The sequence below is a fragment of the Rhodococcus shunpengi genome (assembly GCF_048381395.1).
GTDB lineage: Bacteria > Actinomycetota > Actinomycetes > Mycobacteriales > Mycobacteriaceae > Rhodococcus.
Genome location: NZ_JBLWIU010000031.1, coordinates 145,803 through 165,494, shown reverse-complemented (window position 1 = coordinate 165,494; position 19,692 = coordinate 145,803). Strand labels below are relative to the sequence as shown.

Annotated in this window: 21 protein-coding genes and 1 tRNA gene; 11 read left to right on the top strand and 11 right to left on the bottom strand. The window is 68.7% G+C overall.

Annotated features, from left to right (window positions below):
* The first annotated feature begins 156 nt into the window (after window positions 1-156).
* Genes nhaA through ACNJ7K_RS18345 form a run of 3 tightly spaced genes read left to right on the top strand, consistent with a single transcriptional unit; the run spans window position 157 to window position 2,838 of the window.
* Window positions 157-1,371 carry a Na+/H+ antiporter NhaA gene (gene nhaA / locus ACNJ7K_RS18355; RefSeq protein ID WP_120283891.1) on the top strand — a complete coding sequence of 405 codons (1,215 nt, stop codon included), beginning with the start codon at window positions 157-159 and terminating at the stop codon, window positions 1,369-1,371.
* Window positions 1,371-1,886, top strand: a complete 516-nt coding sequence (locus ACNJ7K_RS18350) for a phage holin family protein (RefSeq protein ID WP_016693234.1) — start codon at window positions 1,371-1,373, stop codon at window positions 1,884-1,886. The genes nhaA and ACNJ7K_RS18350 overlap by 1 nt, the downstream gene beginning before the upstream one ends.
* A gap of 16 nt (window positions 1,887-1,902) precedes the next feature.
* A complete protein-coding gene (locus ACNJ7K_RS18345) occupies window positions 1,903-2,838 on the top strand; it encodes an alpha/beta fold hydrolase (protein WP_120281223.1) in 936 nt (311 codons plus the stop codon).
* A gap of 27 nt (window positions 2,839-2,865) precedes the next feature.
* Here ACNJ7K_RS18345 and ACNJ7K_RS18340 read toward each other — a convergent pair whose 3' ends face one another.
* Genes ACNJ7K_RS18340 through nth form a run of 4 tightly spaced genes read right to left on the bottom strand, consistent with a single transcriptional unit; the run spans window position 2,866 to window position 6,215 of the window.
* Window positions 2,866-4,053, bottom strand: coding sequence for a MarP family serine protease (locus ACNJ7K_RS18340; RefSeq protein WP_159416879.1), 1,188 nt, complete (start codon window positions 4,051-4,053; stop codon window positions 2,866-2,868).
* Window positions 4,050-4,748, bottom strand: coding sequence for an NUDIX hydrolase (locus tag ACNJ7K_RS18335; protein ID WP_120281221.1), 699 nt, complete (start codon window positions 4,746-4,748; stop codon window positions 4,050-4,052). Before ACNJ7K_RS18335 ends, ACNJ7K_RS18340 begins: the two co-directional genes overlap by 4 nt.
* A complete protein-coding gene (locus tag ACNJ7K_RS18330; protein ID WP_230792510.1) occupies window positions 4,745-5,416 on the bottom strand; it encodes a TlpA family protein disulfide reductase in 672 nt (223 codons plus the stop codon). Before ACNJ7K_RS18330 ends, ACNJ7K_RS18335 begins: the two co-directional genes overlap by 4 nt.
* A gap of 4 nt (window positions 5,417-5,420) precedes the next feature.
* Window positions 5,421-6,215 (bottom strand): endonuclease III, encoded by a 795-nt coding sequence (gene nth / locus ACNJ7K_RS18325; protein ID WP_060653837.1) that lies wholly within the window; start codon window positions 6,213-6,215, stop codon window positions 5,421-5,423.
* Window positions 6,216-6,287: 72 nt separating this feature from the next.
* On the opposite strand from nth, the gene ACNJ7K_RS18320 reads away from it, so the two are divergent.
* Window positions 6,288-6,560 (top strand): hypothetical protein, encoded by a 273-nt coding sequence (locus tag ACNJ7K_RS18320; protein ID WP_060653839.1) that lies wholly within the window; start codon window positions 6,288-6,290, stop codon window positions 6,558-6,560.
* A gap of 191 nt (window positions 6,561-6,751) precedes the next feature.
* Window positions 6,752-7,426: a Crp/Fnr family transcriptional regulator gene (locus tag ACNJ7K_RS18315; RefSeq protein ID WP_006552426.1), complete on the top strand. Its 675-nt coding sequence runs from the start codon at window positions 6,752-6,754 to the stop codon at window positions 7,424-7,426.
* A gap of 82 nt (window positions 7,427-7,508) precedes the next feature.
* On the opposite strand, the gene ACNJ7K_RS18310 is transcribed toward ACNJ7K_RS18315, so the two are convergent.
* From ACNJ7K_RS18310 to sp36, 3 genes are read right to left on the bottom strand one after another with little or no spacing between them, the layout of a single operon-like run.
* Window positions 7,509-8,297 (bottom strand): MBL fold metallo-hydrolase, encoded by a 789-nt coding sequence (locus ACNJ7K_RS18310; protein ID WP_120281217.1) that lies wholly within the window; start codon window positions 8,295-8,297, stop codon window positions 7,509-7,511.
* A gap of 58 nt (window positions 8,298-8,355) precedes the next feature.
* Window positions 8,356-8,820 (bottom strand): RidA family protein, encoded by a 465-nt coding sequence (locus tag ACNJ7K_RS18305; RefSeq protein WP_159416880.1) that lies wholly within the window; start codon window positions 8,818-8,820, stop codon window positions 8,356-8,358.
* 3 nt (window positions 8,821-8,823) lie between these two features.
* Window positions 8,824-8,988, bottom strand: coding sequence for a Sp36 family protein (sp36, locus tag ACNJ7K_RS18300; RefSeq protein WP_006552429.1), 165 nt, complete (start codon window positions 8,986-8,988; stop codon window positions 8,824-8,826).
* 50 nt (window positions 8,989-9,038) lie between these two features.
* On the opposite strand from sp36, the gene bagA reads away from it, so the two are divergent.
* Both bagA and bagB read left to right on the top strand, forming a co-directional pair.
* On the top strand, window positions 9,039-10,055 hold the full coding sequence (gene bagA / locus ACNJ7K_RS18295) for an ATPase BagA (protein ID WP_372474249.1): 1,017 nt from the start codon (window positions 9,039-9,041) through the stop codon (window positions 10,053-10,055).
* Window positions 10,052-11,182: an ATPase BagB gene (gene bagB, locus ACNJ7K_RS18290; RefSeq protein ID WP_230792511.1), complete on the top strand. Its 1,131-nt coding sequence runs from the start codon at window positions 10,052-10,054 to the stop codon at window positions 11,180-11,182. Before bagA ends, bagB begins: the two co-directional genes overlap by 4 nt.
* Before the next feature lie 47 nt (window positions 11,183-11,229).
* Here the strand turns inward: bagB and ACNJ7K_RS18285 are convergent, their stop codons facing one another.
* Window positions 11,230-11,553, bottom strand: a complete 324-nt coding sequence (locus tag ACNJ7K_RS18285) for a WhiB family transcriptional regulator (RefSeq protein ID WP_006552432.1) — start codon at window positions 11,551-11,553, stop codon at window positions 11,230-11,232.
* A gap of 293 nt (window positions 11,554-11,846) precedes the next feature.
* On the opposite strand from ACNJ7K_RS18285, the gene ACNJ7K_RS18280 reads away from it, so the two are divergent.
* Window positions 11,847-14,273: a penicillin-binding protein gene (locus ACNJ7K_RS18280; RefSeq protein WP_120281215.1), complete on the top strand. Its 2,427-nt coding sequence runs from the start codon at window positions 11,847-11,849 to the stop codon at window positions 14,271-14,273.
* A 20-nt stretch (window positions 14,274-14,293) separates the two neighbouring features.
* On the opposite strand, the gene ACNJ7K_RS18275 is transcribed toward ACNJ7K_RS18280, so the two are convergent.
* A complete protein-coding gene (locus ACNJ7K_RS18275) occupies window positions 14,294-14,770 on the bottom strand; it encodes a GatB/YqeY domain-containing protein (protein ID WP_120281214.1) in 477 nt (158 codons plus the stop codon).
* 66 nt (window positions 14,771-14,836) lie between these two features.
* Between ACNJ7K_RS18275 and ACNJ7K_RS18270 the strand changes: the two genes are divergently transcribed.
* The 3 genes from ACNJ7K_RS18270 to ACNJ7K_RS18260 all read left to right on the top strand — a co-directional run bounded on the left by ACNJ7K_RS18270 (window position 14,837) and on the right by ACNJ7K_RS18260 (window position 16,914).
* The gene (locus tag ACNJ7K_RS18270) at window positions 14,837-15,790 is read left to right on the top strand and encodes a metallophosphoesterase (RefSeq protein ID WP_120281213.1); all 954 of its coding nucleotides are present in this window, start codon (window positions 14,837-14,839) and stop codon (window positions 15,788-15,790) included.
* 54 nt (window positions 15,791-15,844) lie between these two features.
* A tRNA-Pro gene (locus ACNJ7K_RS18265) sits at window positions 15,845-15,918 on the top strand.
* Window positions 15,919-16,392: 474 nt separating this feature from the next.
* The gene (locus ACNJ7K_RS18260) at window positions 16,393-16,914 is read left to right on the top strand and encodes a YdcF family protein (RefSeq protein WP_120281212.1); all 522 of its coding nucleotides are present in this window, start codon (window positions 16,393-16,395) and stop codon (window positions 16,912-16,914) included.
* 9 nt (window positions 16,915-16,923) lie between these two features.
* Here ACNJ7K_RS18260 and ACNJ7K_RS18255 read toward each other — a convergent pair whose 3' ends face one another.
* Window positions 16,924-18,672, bottom strand: a complete 1,749-nt coding sequence (locus ACNJ7K_RS18255) for a cholesterol oxidase substrate-binding domain-containing protein (RefSeq protein WP_230792512.1) — start codon at window positions 18,670-18,672, stop codon at window positions 16,924-16,926.
* 76 nt (window positions 18,673-18,748) lie between these two features.
* Window positions 18,749-19,582, bottom strand: coding sequence for a metal-dependent hydrolase (locus ACNJ7K_RS18250; RefSeq protein ID WP_230792513.1), 834 nt, complete (start codon window positions 19,580-19,582; stop codon window positions 18,749-18,751).
* Between the last annotated feature and the right edge of the window lie 110 nt (window positions 19,583-19,692).

The following is a 19,692-nucleotide window of genomic DNA, read 5'->3' as shown; positions in this document are numbered from 1 at the left end:
CTTACTAGGAAAAGTGAACACCCGAGTTTCCGCCCACCGCAAATCGGACACTCCTACGGACGCCCCCCGTCCGGCGTTAGACTCTTCCCCGGTGTGCCGGGAAGTCTGGTCGGCGACGGTTCGCCCGTGCCCGTATCCGCCCAGCGAAAGACGCCCGTGTCCGACACCTCCTCCGTTACCTGGACCAGTTCCCTGAACCGCTATCTCCGCGCCGAGACCGTCGGCGGTTCACTGCTGCTCGTCGCCGCCGCGATCGCGCTGATCTGGATCAACTCCCCCTTCGGCGACTCCTACACCGCGCTGCGCGACTTCGAGATCGGACCGGAGTTCCTCCACCTGCACCTGTCGCTCGGGACGTGGGCGAAGGACGGACTGCTCGCGGTCTTCTTCTTCGTCGCCGGCCTCGAACTCAAGCGCGAACTGGTCATCGGCGAACTCGCCGACCGCAGGAAGGCGATCCTGCCGGTCATCGCGGCCTGCGGCGGTGTGCTGCTGCCGGCCCTCATCGCGGCCGCCGTGGGCTGGGGAACCCCCGGCATGGACCGGGGCTGGGCGATCCCGGTCGCGACCGACATCGCCTTCGCTCTCGGCGTGCTCGCACTCACCGGTTCGCGCATCCCCACCAGCGCCCGGGTCTTCCTGCTGAGCCTGGCCGTCGTCGACGACCTCATCGGCATCGCACTCATCGCGATCCTGTTCACCTCCGGTCTCGCGCTCGGCTGGATGCTCGCGACGGTGGCCGCGGCAGCGGCGTACTGGTTCGCGCAGAAGAAGCGCATCACCACCCCGTGGCTGTACGTGCCGCTCGCATTGTTCACCTGGTACGCGATGCACAGCGCCGGTATCCACGCGACCGTCGCCGGGGTCCTCCTCGGCCTCCTCACCCGCGTCCGCACCGATCCCGGAGAGGACTACGGGCCCGCCGAGCGGCTCGCCCACCGCCTCCAGCCGTGGTCGGCGGGTCTGTGCGTCCCGATCTTCGCGTTGTTCGCCTCGGGTGTTCCCATCGGCGCCGAGATGCTCGGCAACGTCTTCACCGACCCCGTCGGCCTCGCCATCGTCCTCGGTCTGCTCGTCGGCAAGACCGTCGGCATCTTCGGCAGCACGTGGGTGGCCATCCGTTTCCGGGTGGCGACGAAACCGACCGGGCTGCAGTGGGGCGACGTCCTCGCCCTTGCCGTGCTCGGCGCGATCGGGTTCACCGTGAGTCTGCTGATCACCGAGTTGTCGCTGACCGGAGAGGCCGCCGAGATCGCCAAGGCCGCCGTGCTGGTGACGTCATTGATCGCCTCTCTCCTCGGGTCGGCGCTACTGTTACGGCGTGGGCGCGCCCACCGCCAACGGAACGAACCAACCGAAGGGGTCGAGTAGTGAGCGTGACGAACGCGAATCGTCCGGAGAACGGAGTCCCGTCGAGCATCTCGGGGATCCCGTTGACGAAGGTGGACGCTCCGACACCCCGCGACGCCAGTGTGGGCGAACTGGTGCGCGACGCCGCGACGCAGCTGTCCACACTGTTCCGCGCCGAAGTCCAGCTCGCCAAGGCAGAGGTGACCGGTGAGGTCAAGAAGGGCGTGCAGGGCAGCCTGTTCTTCATCCTCGCGCTCGCCGTGCTGACCTTCAGTTCGTTCTTCTTCTTCTTCTTTCTCGCCGAACTCCTCGACGTCTGGGTGGCGCGCTGGCTCGCCTTCCTCATCGTCTTCCTGATCATGCTGGTGGTGACGGGCCTGCTGGCCCTGATCGGCTACATGCGGGTCCGCAAGTTGCGCGCGCCCAACAAGACCATCGACTCGCTCAAGCAGACCGCGTCGATCCTCCCGAGCAGCCAGGACGGACACGACGCGGACGGCCCGCGCCACGCCGCGCCGCGTCACGCCACCCGCTGACGAACCGGAACCGTCAGTGCCCGTCCCCGACCCGTCCACGGTCCGGTATCCCGGACCGTGGACGCATCGAGACATCCACGCCAACGGCATCCGTTTCCATGCCGTCGAAGCCGGCCCGCACGACCCGGACACACCGCTTGTGGTGTTCGTGCACGGCTTCGCCGACCTGTGGTGGTCGTGGCGTCACCAGCTCACCGCCTTCGCCGATCTCGGTTACCGGGCGGTCGCGGTGGACCTGCGCGGTTACGGCGACACGGACAAGCCGCCGCGCGGATACGACGGCTGGACGCTCTCGAACGACATCGCGGGACTGATCCGTGCGCTCGGGCACACCGAGGCGATCCTCGTGGGCCACGCCGACGGCGGCCTCGTGTGCTGGGCGACCGCGGTGCTCCATCCCCATGTCGTGCGGGCGATCGCGGTCGTCGACTCCCCGCACCCCCTCTCGCTGCGCGACGCGACCCTGCGCGACCGTGCGCAACGCAACGCTCTGCTGCCGACCTTCCTCGCCTACCAGCTGCCGTGGCGTCCCGAACGGAAACTGGTCCGCGACAACGGCCTGGAGATCGAACGACTGCTGCGCGTGCGGTGCGGCCCGGACTGGCGTCGCACCGACGAGTTCGCCGACGTCGTCGACCGGTTGCGCACCGCGATCCGCATCCCGGGCACGGCGCACCTGACCCTCGAATACCAACGCTGGGCGTTCCGCAGCCAGTGGCGTCCCGACGGTCGCCGTTTCATGAAGGCCATGGACGTCGAGCTCACCCTGCCGATCCTGCAACTGCACGGCGCGCTGGATCCCTACGTGCTCGCCGCGACCCTGCGGCGCTGCGTGCGCCACGCCCCCGGACGGATCCTGAAATTCGTCGACGGGGCCGGCCACTACGCCCACCAGGAGAAACCCGAAGCGGTGACGGGACTGCTCGCCGACTTCGTCCGTGGACTCGACTGACCTGCCCGTCCGCCGGACGGGCAGGCGTCAGACGATGCAGGCGCCGGTCGCGACCGGCTGATTCACTCCGGCCATCTCCAGTTGCCGGCTCACCTCCGCGCCGGTGAGAACGAAACCGGTGTCGGTGTCGTCGACCGCCGCGCCGAAGACCATCCCGAGGACGCTGCCGGACGGATCGACCAGCGGACCACCCGAGTTGCCCTGCCGGATCGTGCCGCGCACCGTGTACACCTCGCGTTCGACGGTTCCTCCGCGGTAGATGTCCGGGCCCTGCAGGTCGAGCGTCTCGCGGATCCGCGCCGCGCTCGCCGTGTACGGGCCACCGCCCGGGTAGCCGAGCACGATCGCGTCGTCACCCGACTCCGCCGGCTCCGGGGCGAACCCCAGCGGCTGCGCGGTCAGTCCCGGCACCGCGAGGATCGCGACGTCCACCTCCGGATCGAAGAGCACGACGGTCGCATCGAGCGGGCCGCTCTCCGTATCGACGGTCACCGCCGCGGTTCCGGCCACGACGTGCGCGTTCGTCATCACCCGTTCGGGGGCCACGACGAAACCGGATCCTTCGAGCGCCTTCTGGCAGCTGGGTGCGACGCCGTTGATGCGCAGCACGCTCGTCTGCAGCCGGGCCGGGACCGATCCTTCGAGGAGACCACCGTCGGGTGCCTCCACCTCGGCGATCGGGGTGCGCCCGAACGGCCCGATCACCTCGGGCAGACCCGAGGTGTCGAGCAGCGCCGAGAACTCGTTGGGGATCGCGCGCATCCAGTCGGGGGCGACATCGTCGACGGTCCCGAGCACCTGGGAGCCTCGCACGGCCGCGGAGACGGCGGGCTGGGTCGTGGCGGTCAGCGGGATGGCGAGCAGCCACGCGGCGACGAGCACCGCGACCGACTGCAGACCGGCGCCGACGACGCTGTCCACCGCCCGCGCACCCGGACTGTGGATGCCGCTGCGCGCGGCACGTCCGAGCACCATGCCGGCCACCTCGCCGATCACCACCAGCACCACGATCAGAGCGATCCCGGCGAGGATGCGCATGCGCGCGTCGTCGATGTGCACGAGCACGTGCGGGGCGATGAGGATGCCCGCGACCGCACCGAGCAGCACGCCCAGGAAGGCCAGCGCCGAGGCGACGGCTCCCTGCCGGAGTCCGGAGGACGCGGCGATCAGGACGATCACCACGATGATCAGATCGATCCAGCCCGATCCGGTCATGATTCGACCACCCCCGTCTCCAGTTCGGCGAGTACGACGTCGAGGTCACGGACATCGTGGTGATCCCACTCGATCTCCCACCCCGACACCGCGAACAGACCCGCGAGCACACCCGCGGTGAAACCCCAGACCAGCATCCCGTCCACCTGGAATGCCGGGCCCTGATAGCCCAGCCGGTGCCGGACCTGGAAACGGTTGTCGGGGTCGAGCAACTCGTGCAGCGACACCCGGACCACGCGGGTCGCCTCCTGCGGGTCGACCACGCCGACGGGGCTCGGGGTCTCCCAGTAGGCGACCACGGGGGTCACGTCGAAGCCGGAAGGCGGGATGAACAGTTCGGGGAGCACAGCGAGCGGCCGGATTCCGGACGGATCCAGGCCGGTCTCCTCCTCCGCTTCGCGCAGGGCGGTGTGGATGGCGCCGTAGTCCTCGGGATCGGCGGCGCCTCCGGGAAAGGCCACCTGTCCGCTGTGCTGCCGCAACGTCGCGGCGCGCTGGGTGAGCAGGACGTCGGCGTCGGCGGGAAGTCCGCCGCGGGCGATCGGATCGGCCTCCGGCGACCCGCCGAACAGCACCAGCACCGAGGCCTGCCGCACCCGCGCGTCGCGCGGCGCGCGGCGGTTCAGGATCGGGTTGAGACCGTGCGGGTCGGTCGGCGACACCGAGGCGACACGCCGGAGCCATTCGGGGATCATGCGGCCACCCCCAGATGCTCCTCGACGACCGAAGCGACCTCGTCGGCCGACCGGAACGGGATCGGGAGCACCGCGGCGACCGATCCGTCCGCGCGGAGCAGCACCGTCACGGGAAGGACGGCGGGCGCGCCGACCGCGGCCTGCACACGACCCGAGCCGTCCTGCACACCCGGCAGATGCACGCCGTAATCGGCGAGCCTGCCGAGGGCGTTCGACTCGTTCGGGTCGGTGTGGACGGTGACGACGGTGATCTCCTCGCCCACCCGGGCGGCGTAGTCCTGGAGAACCGGCAGTTCCTCGGCGCAGGGAGCGCACCACCACGCCCACAGGTTCACCACGGCGGGCTTTCCGGCGAGTGCGGTCGCGAGGTCGACGGAGGATCCGTCGCCCACGCACTCGAAGACCAGCCCGGCGAGCGGACCGGCAGGAGCGGGCGAGGACACGCCCGACTGCGGACACGGATCCAGCGCGGCGGTCTCGCGCAGCGGGGCGAGGGACTGCGCGTCGTCCTGGGGTCGGCGATCCACGGGTGCGGCCGACGGGGTGACCGGTCCCGAACCGGTGGCCGGCGGAGGGTCGCTGCGGTCGCGCGGCCAGATGGCGACGATCAACGCAATGACGACGACGAGTGCTGCCAGGCTCCAGCGGCCTGCTGTGGAAGGACGCACTCCGTCACCGCCCGGCCAGCTCGAGCAGGTGCTCGGTCTCCGGTCCCTTCACCAGCGCGGCCGCGGTCTGCGGATCGGTGGGCCCGGTCCCGTAGGAGGGGCAGTCCTTCGCGAGGACACACACCCCGCATGCCGGCTTGCGTGCGTGGCACACGCGCCGACCGTGGAAGATCACGCGATGGGACAGCAGTGTCCACTCCTTGCGCTCGATGAGCGCACCCACCGCGTGCTCGATCTTGACCGGATCGGTCTCGTCGGTCCATTCCCAGCGACGCACGAGCCGCTGGAAGTGGGTGTCGACCGTGATACCCGGCACATCGAAGGCGTTGCCGAGGATGACGTTGGCGGTCTTGCGGCCGATGCCGGGCAGCGCGACGAGATCCTTCAGGCGGGCCGGCACCTCGCCGTCGTGCCGCTCGAGCAGAGCCTGACCGAGACCGATGAGCGAGTTGGCCTTGTTGCGGTAGAAGCCGGTCGAGCGGATGTACTCCTCGAGCTCGGCGCGGTCGGCCTCCGCGTACGCGCGGGCGTCGGGATACCGGGCGAACAGAGCGGGAGTCACCTGGTTGACCCGCACATCCGTGCACTGTGCCGACAGGATCGTGGCGACGGCGAGCTCGAGCGGATTCGTGAAGTCCAGCTCGCAGTAGACGTGCGGGAAGGCCTCGGCGAGGCGTCGGTTCATCCGTCGTGCGCGACGGACGAGGGCCAGGCGCGACTCCGGTCCGCGAGCCTTTCCGGTCACTCGGCGCGGGGCCGTCTCGGGGCTCTCGGACTGGGTGGCATGCACCTGATCCACTCTACGTAAACACTCTCCCCAGGATCCGGCCCCGTGTCTCTTCCGAGATCTTTCCGGTGTTTACTTCCGGGTATGCAAGCTCTTGCTGTCGTCCTCTTCCCGGTGCTGCTCATGTTGTTCGCACTGTCCATGGAACGTGTCGAAGCGCGCTTGAGTCGGTTGTCCGTCCGTGAGCAGGAAGTGGAGGAGTTCCTCGACAAGGCGGACCAGGCCGATGTCGCGGCACTCGCTCGTGAAGGTTTCCCCGGGGCCCTGGCCCGCTTCCAGCGTCGCCGTCGCCGCGGACCGAGCGCCGACGGCGCAGACGATTCGGACGGCCATCTGCGCGCGCGCCGCGCCAGCTAAACGACTACCTGCCGGTAGCCTCGTAGTGCCGATGATCGGGTTCGTCGACCGTTTCCGTGGTATCGGTCACTCACTCGTGCAGCGCGCACGATAGACTGGGCGCTCGTACGCCTGACAGGTGACCTGCCCGGGAAGTCCGTCGACGTGCAGACCCGGCAGTAGATGACGAATCATTCCCAAAAGGAGCGCACGTGGACGAGGTCCTGGCCAGAGCAGGCATCTTCCAAGGAGTCGAGCCCTCGGCGGTTGCGGCGCTGATCAAAGAGCTTCAGCCTGTAGATTTCCCGCGCGGCCATGTCATCTTCAACGAGGGTGAACCCGGCGACCGGCTGTACATCATCGTCTCCGGCAAGGTGAAGCTCGGGCGTCGTTCGCCCGACGGCCGCGAGAACCTCCTGACGATCATGGGCCCGTCCGACATGTTCGGCGAGCTGTCGATCTTCGACCCGGGTCCGCGCACCTCCACCGCCACCACCGTCACCGAGGTGCGCGCCGTGAGCATGGACCGCGACGCGCTCAAGGCATGGATCGACCAGCGCCCCGAGATCGCCGAGCAGCTCCTCCGCGTGCTGGCCCGTCGTCTGCGTCGCACCAACAACAGCCTCGCCGACCTGATCTTCACCGACGTCCCCGGTCGTGTCGCCAAGGCGCTGCTGCAGCTCGCCCAGCGTTTCGGCACCCAGGAGGCCGGCGCCCTGCGTGTCACGCACGACCTGACGCAGGAAGAGATCGCGCAGCTCGTCGGCGCGTCCCGCGAGACCGTGAACAAGGCCCTGGCCGACTTCGCGCACCGCGGCTGGCTGCGTCTCGAGGGCAAGAGCGTGCTGATCTCCGACTCGGAGCGTCTGGCGCGTCGCGCTCGCTGACCCACGGATCGCCGAAAGGCCGGGACGCTCTGCGTCCCGGCCTTTCGTGTGTCTCACCTCAGCCGGCCGTGGTTGCTCCGGTTCAGCTGTGGCTGCGCAGGTACTCCAGCTGCACGTTGACCGACTTCTCCGCCGCACCCCACAGCGAGGGGTCGACGTCGGCGTAGACGTGCTCGACGACCTGCCGCGCGGAGGCGTCGGTGCCGAGGGTGCGCAGTGCACCGCGCACCTGCTCGAGCCGGCCTTCCCGGTGTGCGAGGTACTCCCGCGCGATCGTCTCGAGGTCGGGCAGCTCGGGGCCGTGCCCGGGCAGCACCGTGTAGCCGCCGCCGAGTCCGATGAGCGACCTCAGCGACCGCAGGTAGTCGCCGAGGTCGCCGTCGGAGTCGTCGAGCACGGTCGTACCGCGGCCGAGGATGGTGTCGGCAGTGAGCACACTGCGGTCCTGTTCGATCACGAACGACAGCGAGTCGGCGGTGTGCCCCGGGGTCGCGACGACCCGGATGCGCAGACCCGCTGCCTCGACGACGTCGCCGTCGGACAGTTGCTGCCCACCGCCGTGGCGGTGTTCCGGCAGCACCGCGTGCACCGGACATTCCGCGAGCTGCGAGAAACGCTCGGCACCCTCGGTGTGGTCGAAGTGGCGGTGACTGATGAGGGTCGCCGCCACCGGCACCTGCGCGATCCGCTCGAGATGCCCTTCGTCGAGGGGACCCGGATCGACCACGACGCACTCATCGCTGCCGGGCGCCCGGAGGATCCAGGTGTTCGTTCCCTCGAGGGACATGATCGAGGGGTTCTCGGCCAGGATCACCGCGGCGTTCTCGGTGACCTGCCGCAACTGCGCGTAGGCGGGGTGGACCAGCGCCATCACTTGTGCCTCTCGTGTCGGGTCCGTCGGGAGCCGCCCTCGGTCGGGGAGGGTGGCGTCAGCGTACTTCCACCATCAGCTCGACCTCGACGGGAGCGCCGAGGGGCAGTTCGGCGACGCCGACGGCCGAGCGGGCATGCGCACCGACCTCACCGAAGATCTCCCCGAGCAGTTCCGACGCGCCGTTGATGACGCCGGGCTGACCGGTGAAGCCCTCGGCGGACGCCACGAAGCCGACGACCTTCACGACGCTCGCGATGTTGTCGAGTCCGACGAGAGCATCAACGGCGGCGAGCGCGTTGAGCGCGGCGGTGCGGGCCGCGGTCTTCGCCTCCTCCGCCGACACTTCGGCACCCACCTTGCCGGTGTGCGTCAGCTTCCCGTCGACCAGCGGCAGCTGACCGGAGGTGTAGACGACGTCGCCGTTGCGGACGGCGGGCACGTAGGCCGCCACCGGGGCGGCGACCGGCGGCAGGGTGATGCCGAGTTCGGTCAGGCGTGCGCTCCAGGTGTTGTGCGACACGGGTCAGCCCTTCGGACGCTTGAGGTAGGCGACGTGCTGCTCACCGGTGGGGCCGGGCAGGACGGTGACGAGCTCCCAGCCGTCGGCACCCCACTGGTCGAGGATCTGCTTGGTCGCGTGCGTGAGCAGCGGCACGGTTGCGTATTCCCATGTGGTGGTTTCACTCATGTCCTGACCCTATCCGGCACCGTTCACCGTCCACGACTTATAGGCTCGTGATCGTGGCATCTCCGACATCACATTCCGGCGAATGGCCGGCAGGCGCCGCCCAGGCGCGACTGCACTTCGTGTCCGGCAAGGGTGGCACCGGGAAGTCCACCGTGGCCGCTGCGCTCGCGCTGGCGCTCGCCGCCGGAGGTCGCAAGGTCCTGCTCGTCGAGACCGAGGGACGTCAGGGCATCGCGCAGCTGTTCGACGTCCCGCCGCTCCCGCCGGTCGAGACGAAGATCGCGACCGCGCCGGGTGGCGGGGAGGTGTCGGCTCTCGCGATCGACATCGAGGCGGCCTTCCTCGAATACCTCGACATGTTCTACAACCTCGGATTCGCAGGTCGCGCGATGCGACGGATGGGGGCGATCGAGTTCGTGACCACGCTCGCGCCGGGTCTGCGCGACGTGATCCTCACCGGCAAGATCAAGGAGACGGTGGTGCGGACGGACGCGTCGGGTACCCCCGTCTACGACGCGGTCGTCGTCGATTCCCCGCCTACCGGCCGCATCGGCAGCTTCCTCGACGTCACCAAGGCCATGGCCGATCTCGCGAAGTCCGGTCCGATCCGGTCGCAGAGCGAGGGCGTGGTCCGGCTGCTGCACTCCGACCAGACCGTGGTCCACCTGGTGACCCTGCTCGAGGCTCTGCCGGTGCAGGAGACGGCCGACGCGGTGGACGAACTCGAGGCCGCCGATCTCCGGATGGGCACGGTGATCGTCAACCGCACCGCCCCCGAACACCTGCCCGAGGAACTCGTCGACGACGTCGCCGCCGGCCGCATCGCGGGGCCCGCGGTCCGGACGACCCTGGAGAAGGTGTCCATCAAGCTGTCCGACGACGATTTCGCCGGCCTGCTGACCGAGACCATCGAGCACGCCGCGGTACTCCAGGCGCAACAGGTGAGCGCCGCTCAACTCGACGAAGTGAAGGTGGCACGCATGTCCCTACCGGCCCTGGCCGACGGTGTCGATCTCGGTGGCCTCTACGAACTCGCCGACGCCCTCGCCGAGCAGGGTGTCCGATGAGCGCACCGATCCGGAAGGCCCTCGACGTCGGCCGCATCCTGGACGACCGCTCGTCCCGGGTGATCGTGTGCTGCGGATCGGGAGGTGTCGGCAAGACGACCACCGCCGCGGCGCTCGCGTTGCGCGCGGCCGAGCGGGGGCGCAGCGTCGTGGTGCTCACGATCGACCCGGCGCGGCGACTGGCGCAGGCCCTCGGGGTCGCCTCGCTCGACAACTCCCCGCAGAAGGTGGAGCTCGGGCCGGAGGCGAAGGGCGAGCTGCACGCGATGATGCTCAACATGCGTCGCACCTTCGACGACATGGTGCTCGAGCACTCGACGCCGGAGAAGGCGCAGCAGATCCTCGACAACCCCTTCTATCAGACCGTGGCGTCGTCCTTCTCCGGCACGCAGGAGTACATGGCGATGGAGAAGCTCGGTCAGCTCGCGCAGAGCGACGAGTGGGATCTCATCATCGTCGACACCCCGCCGTCCCGGAACGCGCTCGATTTCCTCGACGCTCCCCAGCGACTCGGAGCCTTTCTCGACGGCCGGATGATCCGGATCTTCACTGCACCCGGGCGTGGCTTCGGCCGCCTGGTGACCGGCGCGATGGGGCTCGCGCTCAAGGCGGTCTCGACGATCGTCGGGAGCCAGATGCTGTCGGACGCGTCGGCCTTCGTGCAGTCGCTGGACTCGATGTTCGGGGGCTTCCGCGAGCGCGCCAACCGCACCTACCGGTTGCTGCAGCAGCCGGGAACCCACTTCATGGTGGTCGCGGCACCCGAACCCGATGCGCTGCGCGAGGCGTCGTTCTTCGTCGAGCGACTCTCGGGCGATCGCATGCCGCTGTCGGGCCTGGTGCTCAACCGCACCCATCCGACACTGTCGGCGTTGCCGTCCGATCACGCCCTCGCCGCAGCGGACCAGCTCGCCGAGGAGGAGGGCGTGGACGCGAAGGCCGCGGAGGCCGTTCTCCGCATCCACGCGCACCGGGCCGTGATCGCCAAGCGGGAGCTGCGGTTGCTACGCAACTTCACCGCGGCGAATCCCACCGTCCCCGTGGTCGGGGTGCCCTCGCTGCCCTTCGAGGTCTCGGATCTCGAGGCGCTGCGGGCGGTGGGTGAGCAATTGACCCGCGAGGCGTGATGTCTCGCGGGTCATGATCTCGGCGGTTCGTACCGGTGAGGTGGTGACTAGACCGCGCTCTGGTGCTGTCGCTGCGCCTGGAAGAAATCGGCCCAGGACTCGACCTCGGGATGCTGCTTGAGGAGAGCACGACGCTGCCGCTCCGTCATGCCTCCCCACACGCCGAACTCGACACGGTTGTCGAGGGCGTCCGCCCCGCACTCGAGCATCACCGGGCAGTGCCGGCAGATCACCGCAGCCTTGCGCTGCGCTGCGCCACGCACGAACAGTTCATCGGGATCGACTTCGCGGCAGCGAGCCTTGGAGACCCAAGCGATGCGCGCTTCGGCCTGATCGACGTCGAGTCGGGTCGTCGGGGTGGTCATGTGCATTCAGTTGCCCCTTTACTTTCCGAACGCCGGTTCGCGGTGTTCGAGGTCTGCGCCGCCCGTGTGCCGCGACGGCGCGAAACCTGCCCGTCAAGGTGTTATCTGCGTCACACTGATGTCTCAATCTAGGTAAACTGATGCCCACGCGCAAGGCGAACGAAACCTTTTCTGGTACGTACGTACAAAGTTGCACGTCGGAGGCGTTTTCACAGCGCCCGTCGTGCCACGCCCGCTCCCTGGAAACGGCCGGCCGGTCCCCCGCCACGTAGTGTGTAGGCGTGTCGATCCGAAGAACGGTGGCGAAGCTCGCTGGTTGCACGGCCCTCGGCGGCGTTCTCGTAGCAGGGATGCTCTTCCCCGCCGCGGGTGGATTCGGGTACGTCTCGAACCGCGCCGCGGACACCGTCGACAACAGTTCCGCAGAGCTCGTCGAAGGTGTCGTCCCAGCCGTGACGACCATGGTCGACAAGGCGGGCGAGCCGATCGCGTGGCTCTACGACCAGCGTCGCTTCGAGGTGCCCAGCGACCAGATCTCCAACGAGATGAAGCTGGCGATCGTCTCGATCGAGGACAAGCGGTTCCCCGAGCACCAGGGCGTCGACTGGCAGGGCACGATCCGCGCGTTCCTCACCAACACCACGAGCGGTCAGGTCGAGCAGGGCGCCTCCACGATCGACCAGCAGTACGTCAAGAACTACCTGCTGCACGTGATCGCGAAGACCGACGCCGAACGCCGCGCGGCGATCGAGACGACGCCGGCTCGCAAGATCCGTGAGATCCGCATGGCGCTGACCCTCGACGATCAGCTCACCAAGGACGAGATCCTCACCCGCTATCTGAACCTCGTCCCCTTCGGCAACGGGTCGTTCGGCATCCAGGACGCCGCCCAGACCTACTTCGGCATCGACGCGAAGGACCTGAACATCCCGCAAGCCGCGATGCTCGCGGGCATGGTGCAGTCCAGCTCGGCGCTGAACCCGTACACCAATCCCGACGGTGTGCTCGCCCGTCGCAACATCGTGCTCGACACGATGATCGACAACATCCCGGAGCGCGCCGACGAGATCCGCGCTGCGAAGGAACTGCCGCTCGGCGTGCTGCCCGAGCCCAACACGCTCCCCCGCGGCTGCATCGCCGCCGACGACCGCGGCTACTTCTGCGAGTACGCGCTGCAGTACCTCGAGAACTCCGGCCTGTCGCGCGAGCAGATCGACCGGGGCGGATATCTCATCCGCACGACCCTCGACCCCGAGGTCCAGAACTCCGTCAAGGAGTCGCTCGACCGGTTCACCAGCCCCACCGTCGACGACGTGGCCTCGGTGATGAACGTGATCGAGCCGGGCCAGGATTCGCACAAGGTCCTCGCCATGGGGTCGAGCCGCAAGTTCGGTCTCGACGCCGAGGCCAAGGAAACGGTCCAGCCGCAGCCCTACTCGCTGGCCGGTCACGGCGCCGGGTCGATCTTCAAGATCTTCACCGTCGCCGCCGCCATGGAACAGGGTCTCGGCACCTCTGCCGTGCTCGACGTCCCGTCCCGCTACAACGCCCGCGGTCTGGGCGACGGCGGTGCCCGCGGCTGCCCGGCCAACTACTACTGCGTCGAGAACGCCGCGCCCTATCCGTCGCGACTGTCGGTGACCGACGCGCTGGCACAGTCGCCGAACACGGCGTTCGTCAAGCTCATCGAGGCCACCGGCGTCGACGCGGTTGTCGACATGTCGGTGCGCCTGGGCCTGCGGTCGTACCTGCAGCCCCGCACCTCCGGCTTCGGCGACCAGTCGATGGCCGAGATGCAGAAGGACCAGCACCTCGGCTCGTACACGCTCGGGCCGACGTGGATCAACGCGCTGGAGCTGTCGAACGTCGCGGCGACACTCGCCTCGCACGGCAAGTGGTGCCCGCCCAGCCCGATCGAGGAAGTGTTCGACCGCGAGGGCAAGCCCGTGCCGATCACGCAGCAGGCGTGTGAGCAGGTGGTCGAGCCCGGCCTCGCCGACACCCTCGCGACGGCGATGAGCAAGGACACCTCCGCCGGCGGTACCGCTTCGGGTGCCGCGGGGTCGGTGGGCTGGAACCTGCCGGTCGCGGCGAAGACCGGTACGACGGAGTCGCACATGTCGTCGGCCTTCCTCGGCTTCACCAACCGGTTCGCCGGTGTGGTCTACACCTACGGCGACTCCCCCACCCCCGGCCAGATCTGCTCGGGTCCGGTCCGCCCCTGCTACGACGGCAACCTCTTCGGCGGTACCGAACCGGCGCGGACGTGGTTCTCGGCGATGCTGCCGGTGGCGAACAAGTTCGGTTCCATCGAGCTGCCCGCCCCCGATCCCCGGTACGTCCGCGGCGCGGGCAACGCCCAGGTTCCGGACGTGACGGGCCTGTCGAAGGACCGCGCTGTGCAGCGACTGCAGGACGCCGGATTCTCGGTCTCGGAGGCCACGATCGCCGGTGAGGAACGCGCCGGAACGGTGACGGGTACGTCCCCGAGCGGCTCGGCCGTCCCGGGATCGACGGTCACGCTGTTCATCAGCGACGGATCGGTCCGCGTGGCTCCCACCACGAGCGCCACCCCGGCCCGCCCGCGCGACCGCGAGGTGCCCGACACGACCCGCCGGTCGACGCCCGCGCCCATCCCAGGACGTGAGCTCGAGCAGAGCGAGTCGAGTCCGCCGGCGGAGGAGGAGTCCACTCCCACGACGACACCGAGCCGCCCCGACAACTGAGCCGCAGGGCTTCCGTTCGGTTACAGGCGTGAACGCACGGCTGCGGACAGGCGCTTGCCGTCGGCCTTGCCTGCCGCGATCTCGGTAGCGGCCTTCATCACCTGGCCCATGTTCTTCGGACCCGGCCGCGCGCCGAGTTCCTCCGCGACGCGCGCGAGGGCGGTGTCGACGACATCGACGAGCTCGGCATCGGTCAGCGGGGTGGGCAGGTACTCGTCGATGATCCGCGCCTCGGCGTGCTCCTTGGCCGCGAGCTCGCCGCGTCCGTTCTCGGTGTAGATCTCGGCGGCCTCGCCGCGCTTCTTCGACTCCTTCGCGAGGACCTCGAGCACCTCGTCGTCGGACAGCTCACGCGCCTCCTTGCCGGACACCGCCTTGTTCCGGATCGCTGCGAGCAGCATCCGGAGCGTCTCGGTCCGCAGCTTGTCCTTGTCCTTCATCGCTGCGGTCAGGTCCGTCCGCAGCCTGGATTCGAGGGAGGATGTGGTGTCGCTCATGCCGGAAACGCTACGCGGGGCAGGCGAACCACGTGCGAGGTCCACGCACGGCGGTACGCTGGAGAAGTGCCTGACCTGTCTGCAATTCGCCGCGTAACCCTCGGTGCTGCCGGCGCCGCCGCTCTCGGCCTCGGTTACGCCACGCTGATCGAACGGAACGCGTTCACTCTTCGCGAGGTCACGGTGCCGGTGCTCGCGCCCGGTGCGTCGACACTGCGGGTCCTGCACATCAGCGACCTGCACATGACTCCCAACCAGAAGCTGAAACAGAACTGGTTGCGCGAGCTCGACGGCCTCGAGCCCGACCTCGTCGTGAACACGGGCGACAACCTGTCGCATCCGAAGGCCGTTCCGGCCGTCGTCCAGGCGCTCGGCGGACTCCTCGCCCGCCCGGGTCTGTTCGTCTTCGGGAGCAACGACTACTTCGCTCCCGTGCTGAAGAACCCGCTCGCCTACTTCGACAAGGAGCACGACCGCGTCTACGGTCCTCCGCTCCCGTGGGGCGACCTGCGTGCGGCGTTCACCGAGCGTGGCTGGCAGGACATGACGCACGTGCGCCGCGACATCGAGGTCGGCGGCGTGCGCATCGCCGTCGGTGGTGTCGACGACCCGCATCTCGACCGCGACCGGTACGAGACGATCGCCGGCGCAGCCGATCCCTCGGCCGACCTGCGGCTGGGCATGACGCACTCCCCCGAGCCGCGGGTGCTCGATCGCTTCGCCGAGGACGGCTACGACCTCGTCCTCGCGGGCCACACCCACGGCGGTCAGCTGTGCCTGCCGTTCTACGGCGCGCTGGTGACCAACTGCGGGATCGACCGGTCGCGGGTGAAGGGCGCGTCGCGCTGGGGTGCCCGCATGCGACTGCACGTCTCCGCGGGCATCGGCACCTCGCCGTTCGCTCCTGCCCGGTTCTTCTGCCGTCCGGAGGCCACTCTGCTCACCCTCGTTCCGGCCTCGCGCGACACCGCGCAGCAGGCCAGCGGTGATGCGGCCGAGCGCGCCGGGTTACGTCGCTGACCAGCCGATTTAATCTTCTGCGGCCTCGTGTTGTAAGCTGACCGAGGTTCAATACGGGGTGTGGCGCAGCTTGGTAGCGCGCTTCGTTCGGGACGAAGAGGTCGTGGGTTCGAATCCCGCCACCCCGACTCGTGGAAGAACTCGTCAGGGCACTTTCTCCTCACGGAGAAGGTGCCCTGACTGCATTCTCGGTCCCGACGTGACTTCCGATGAATCCGAGTGACAAGAGCGGTCTCGACCGATGGGCGACGAATGGCGGATCGTTCACGAACATCAATCCGTCCCGTTCCTCTTGGACGGTTCGTTCTTCGCCGCCATCGCCTCACGGAGTAGCCCTCTCGATCTGCGCCCGCGAGGAAAGCGAGCACCGTTCATCAGCAAAAGATTCTTCAAGTTTGTTTTGAGCCTGAAAAACAGACTTATATGCCCTAAACTGAAACGCGGCACCGCACTCGCGAGACGCTCCGGCTCCGGTCGGGGGGAACGGAAATCAGCGGATGACGCGACGACACAGGGCCTCCCAGCAGGACGCGCCGGAGAACTCCGGAGGTTCCACCCTCACCAGGCCACGACCACGGCGACGACGGTGGCTCGCCGTCCTCGTGCTCGTCGCGTGCGCGTTCATCGCCGCGGGAGTGCCCGTCTACGTGGCCCCGCAGATCGAGATCGAGAACCTCAGCCCGTATCGCCGGGCCGATGCGATCTTCGTCCTCGGCGGTGCGATCTACGAGCGCTATCCCTACGCGCTCGAACTCGCACTCGAAGGCTTCGCACCCGAGGTCGTGGTGTCGAATCCCAACGGCACGAAGGACGTCTGGTTGACGGACCTGTGCGACCACCCGCGTTACGAATTCCCCGTCACGTGCTTCGAGCCGGATCCGCCGACCACGCGCGGTGAAGCGATGGAACTGCGTCGACTCGCGGAGCAGCGCGGCTGGGAGAGCGTCATCGTCGTGACCTTCGTGCCGCACGTCTCCCGCGCACGCTTCATCCTCGACCGATGTTTCGACGGCGAGCTCATCATGGCCGCCAGCCCTGCCGACATCGCCCTGTCGTACTGGGCGTGGGCGTATGCCTACCAGACCGCCGGCTATATGCGGGCCTTCTCGCACACGGGGTGCTGAGACGGGACGTCAGGGCAGCAGGCGGTCGAGGAACCGGTTGCTGAACACCCGATGCGGGTCGTACTGCTCGAAGGCCGCGAGCGCGGCGTCCCAGCCCTGCCCGGACGGCAATCCGGTGCGGTACATGGCCGGCACCGTGTCCCCGAGGAAACCGGGGTCGCGGTAGCCGCCCTGATCGTCGAACGCCCAGCCCTTCGACCACTCGGACCGGAAGGTTGCATAGTCGCCCGAATAATGGGCGGCCATCCACTGCTCCATCTCGCGGAAGAAGGCCGGCATCCCGGCCGTTCCGGGGATCGAGACCACGTTCATCCAGATCGCGGTGTCCCAGTCGGGCCGGTCGGGGCGGGGACGCACCGGCGACAGGTCGGGCACCCCGGCGGCGTCGACGAGCACCTCGTCGGCGTCGTCGACCTTGCACAGACGTACCTCGAACGGCATGTTCACGGGGTACTGACCGAGCGAGGCGTAATGCGTCATCCGCTCGTGCAACCACGTCGTGAACTCGTTGATGACGCGGGCGATGTTGTCGCGTCTCGTCACGACGACACCGCCACCGGCGACCACGCGCAGGGTCGCGGCGCGCAGGTAGAACAGCAGGTCCTTGGACCAACCCCACAGATCGCTCGTGCCGGTCGCTGCGAGTCCCGCGGCCACTGCACCGAACTGCGACGCACCGAAGGCCGGTGTGACGCCCTGGGCACCGCGCACGACCTGGCCGAGCAGGTCGGTGAGTTCCTCGGGCAGGCTGTCCGAGAAGTAGTAGTTGTACGGGCCCTGCACCTCACGGGAGGCGGCGGGCTTCTCCGGGGAGACCGACCAGATCTTGAGCCAGGGCGTCTCGGTGAAGGGGAACCAGATCGCCTCGACCCGCCCGTGCTCCTCGACGTAACGCTCGAAGGTGCGTCCCGGCGAGCCGGGCGGTGCGAACAGTTCGCGCCACGGGATGTCGGTGAAGCTCTGGCAGCGCACCCGGTAGTTCGCTCCGGCCTGCAGCGTCACCGAGGTGACGAAGGTGCGTCCGAGGTGGGCGAGCAGGGGTCCGATCTCCGGGTCGGCGCGGCGGAAGTCGCGGAGTTCGTAGGCACCGGCCGACGGGTTCCACACCACGGCGGTCAGGGCCAGGACGAGATTGGACAGGGAGCCGAACGACTGGCCGGGGATCACCGTCTCCCCCGCTGCCGGATAGGTGGCGCCGTGGGCACCGATCGACAGTGCCCCTGCGATGGAGATGTCGCCGATGGCGGGCGAGTTGGCCCAGCCGAGTCCGTTGGCTTCGAGCGCGGTGAGGATCGCTTCGATGCTCGCGCCACCGCCGGCCGTCACGCGCGGAGGTGCGGCGCCCGCGTCGACGACGACCTGGTTCAGCTGCGACATGGTGTCGACCAGCACGACGTTCTCGATGTCCTGCCCGGCCTCGAGGGTGAGCGGACTCCAGCTGTGCATCGATCCTCGGGGACGGATCCGGAAGCCGTGGGCGTGTGCCCAGTTCGCGAGGCGGACGACGTCGTCGGCGGTGCGCGCGGTCGCGGTCCACACCGCGTCGAACCGGATGGTCTTCGCCCAGTTGACGAACTGTTGCTGCGAGAGCGGGATGTCGGCCGGGAAGTCCGGCGGCGCGGGGATCGTCGCGGCCGGGTCGCCGAGCGGTACCGCACCCGCGAGCGTCCATCCCGTGCCTGCAAGGACAGCTGCTCCTGCGGCTGCTCCGAGAAGACCGCGACGACTGACGGTGGGACCAGAGGCTCGAACGCTCACGAGGGCGGGTTCCGTTCTGTTCTGCGGGCACGGACTCCGCAAAAATAGAACAAGTTCCCTTTATTCTCCAGCACCGCTACCGGTGTGCGGCACCTTCGCTCCAGAACGACAGGCCCGACGCCTCCAACGTGCCGAGGATGTGTTCGGGCGCGCCGTCGACCGACCAGACCGCCATCGCGACCGCCGCCACGGTGAGGGCCGGACCGAGGATGCCGAGTTCGAACGGGCCACCCGCACGGATGGACAACGCCGACGGCAGCTTGATCTCCCACCAGCGCGACCCGCGCCAGGGCACGAACGGCGCGAGGAAGGGGATGCCCTCCTTGGTGATGGCGTCGCCGAGACAGTGCGTCGCGCATCCGAGGGCCACCGCGACCCCCAGGCCAGTGGACGCGACCTCCTGCGGGAACCACGTCCACGACAGGATCGACAGTGCCGCCGCGCTCAGGGTGACGACCACCCATCCGCGCTTCTTCGCCCACGACCCGAACAGCCCGCGCAGCGCGAGACCGAGGGTGACGAACAGGACCCCGATGATCGCTTCCCTGCCGAAGCTCGCGACGAGCGCCGAGACTCCGGCGCCGAGCAGCGCCGCGAACAGCGCGGTGTGCGTCATGGTGCGGTGCCCGCCGCGCCGCTTCCGGTCGCGGCTGCCCTTGGTGAGCGAGTAGTAGCCGAGCGAGACCGCGTCGATGCCCTTGGCGAAGGTCTGGCTCACGGGTCCGAACGACCTCGCGACCGTCGACTGCGCCGTGTCGAGATCCGGAAGCAGGGCCGCCCCCGAACACACCGCCGCGAAGGCGAAGGTCTCCGCGGTGGATGCGGGTGCACCCCAGTCGGGAGGAAGCAGATCGGCGACGACGAGCCCCACCAGCGCCCCGGATACTGCATGGGTAGGACCCATCACCATGTCGGACAACACCTTTCGACGAACTAGCGCGAACACGGCCCCGCGTGACGACGCCGGCCCGGATCTCCAACCTAACAACCACAGCCGACACAGCTGTCACACGCGTGTTC